Annotated in this window: 3 protein-coding genes; all 3 read left to right on the top strand. The window is 43.4% G+C overall.

Going from position 1 to position 2241, the window contains the following annotated elements; genetic code table 11:
- Positions 1-112 precede the first annotated feature (112 nt).
- Entirely contained in the window at positions 113-847 is a 735-nt protein-coding gene (locus tag CAG69_RS15260; RefSeq protein ID WP_005391048.1) for an IclR family transcriptional regulator, read from the top strand.
- 6 nt (positions 848-853) lie between these two features.
- Positions 854-1693 carry an arginase family protein gene (locus CAG69_RS15255; RefSeq protein ID WP_161444937.1) on the top strand — a complete coding sequence of 280 codons (840 nt, stop codon included), beginning with the start codon at positions 854-856 and terminating at the stop codon, positions 1691-1693.
- A gap of 307 nt (positions 1694-2000) precedes the next feature.
- A partial coding sequence (locus CAG69_RS22575) for a hypothetical protein (RefSeq protein WP_237668081.1) occupies positions 2001-2241 on the top strand: 241 nt, incomplete at its 3' end.

Raw genomic sequence — 2241 nt, 5'->3', positions numbered from 1 at the left:
CTCAGTCGTCAAATTCTCACTCTACGAGAATTACCCATTAAAATTATTTTTCTTTTCTCAGTGATTAAGAATTATATTTGTCGTAATTCATATAACACGTTACAACACTCTCATGACGACAAACAAAGCTAATGCGAACCAGGTAAACGAAAAAGCACTGCAGTTGTTAATGCAAGTTGCAGTTAGTCCATTCCCGGTCTCTGCGAAAACGCTAAGCGAGCAATTGAACGTTCCTTTGAGCAGTCTCTACCGACACTTGAAGCTGCTCAAAGAGTGGAACTTGATTGAAGAAAGCGTACACGACAAGACATTTGTCGTTGGCCCGGCAGCATTGCTGCTCATGCATAGCTATGAGACCGCACAGCATGGGTTAGATATGGTCGAAACCATACTGGCTCGGTTGGTACAACAAACAGGGGAAATGGCCGCTTATATGGTACCTGCAGGGTATCGCGCGCTTTGTGTCAGACAAAAAGAAAGTATGCAGGCGCTGCGTTGCAGCTTCGTCCAGGGTCAAAGTCAACCTCTGCTACGTGGTGCCTCATCTAAAGTGATGCTCGCTTTTATGCCTCAAAGTCGATGCGAGAAAATCTTGAGATACTTTAATCAAGATCACCGACGAGACGAATGGGAACAAGAGCTCACAACCATCCGTAAACACGGATATGCCGTCAGTACTTCTGAAATTGACCCGGGTGTTTCTGGCATCAGTGCACCAGTGATGAAAGGAAGCAAACTGATCGGCGCGGTCTCGGTGATGGCTCCGGCCCACCGAGTCGAAAAGGATAAGCAGCGCATTATTTTGCATGTGTTGCAAGCGGCAAGGGCACTACCACCAGAAAGGTAATTCATCATGTTAAGCTTTTTCAAACGCTATAAACTCCACCACACCGTGAAACAGCCGCAGCATTACCCTTTTTCTTTTATGACAGTGTGTGAGTATTTGCCTCCCATGTCTAAGGGCGCGTTTGAATTAGCTGATCAAAGTTTGGAAAATGCTAGCGATTGGCTGTACCAACAGCATGATCATGAAACTGCTGAAAACTTTGGTCACTTCAACCACGACAAGCTGGAAAATGGCGAGTTTCAGGAAGCGTTAAGTCTTTCGCTTTCTCGTCATTCTATTCCCGTTTTAGTGACCAACTGTACAGAGACAATCTTGTCCATGTTACCTGTGGTCGTGTCTTATCGAGACGAAGTGGGTGTGGTAAATATTGGACATGACATGAACTTGAAGCCGACACTTGAACCACGTTTAGGCTCGGCATTCCATTTTGCTCTTTCTCGCTATCAAAACGTGCGATTATTTTTTGCTGGTGTTAGCGAACAAGATACAAAGCAAGAAACGTGGGAATACGCGGAGGATCAAGGTTGTGACTGGGTAACCGATAAAGAGTTTTCTTTTCGTCATCGCAATAATGTAAAGCAGTTAATCGGCAATTACCTCGACCATTGCGACCAAATAATCCTCAGTATCGACCTTGGCTCCCTAAAAACCAAAAACAGCCTTGATGGTACCTCAGAAATTGATATCCAAATGGTTCTACGCACCATTAGGCAATGTCTGGTTGCAGGTAAAGTCAGAGCCATTCAACTCGTAGGCGATCGCGATCGTCTGGTCTATTCGAGACAAACGAAAGCCATACTAGAAGAGTTATATCAAATGGCTCCACTCATTGTTCACGCAGCCTAGGATTAAGTTCTGTTCAGAATCAGGACGCTCAAGCTACTGATTCTGAACCAACATGGTTAATTATTATCTTTTACCAACAAATAGTTACATGAATAAAGCGACTCATGTCACACTTAGCTATTGAACTAATCTCATACTTACGTTCTAATAACGCCACTAAGCTTTGGTATGACATACGAAATAAAAATAGCCAAAGTTCAATAAGTAAGCGGATTAAAAACCAAAAACACCGCCGATATTTCAACTTCTGTGAGCACTTGCTCACGCTCGCTTGATGCCATCTTGTTCCACTTTTTTAGGACATTTGATGATGCGTCTTTGCAGTATTTTCGCTGCGGTTCTTGTTTTACCGCTAGCCTCACACGCCACCACCTATGACTTAGCAGATATCAAGTCAAACACTAATGTTGCCTTTTGTAAAAACGGAACCATTCATGTAACGGGTTCTACTTACGATTGCACTACAAATATTGTTCTCCCGAAAGGCGATCAAATTATAAATAGTAGTCAAAGCTCATCGTCTTTAACCGCTCATGGTTCCATAACAC

The sequence above is a fragment of the Vibrio sp. V43_P6S15P86 genome, from assembly GCF_009904725.1.
GTDB lineage: Bacteria > Pseudomonadota > Gammaproteobacteria > Enterobacterales > Vibrionaceae > Vibrio > Vibrio diabolicus.
Note: the sequence above shows the minus strand (reverse complement) of the source record. Positions and strands in the feature narration are given on the sequence as shown.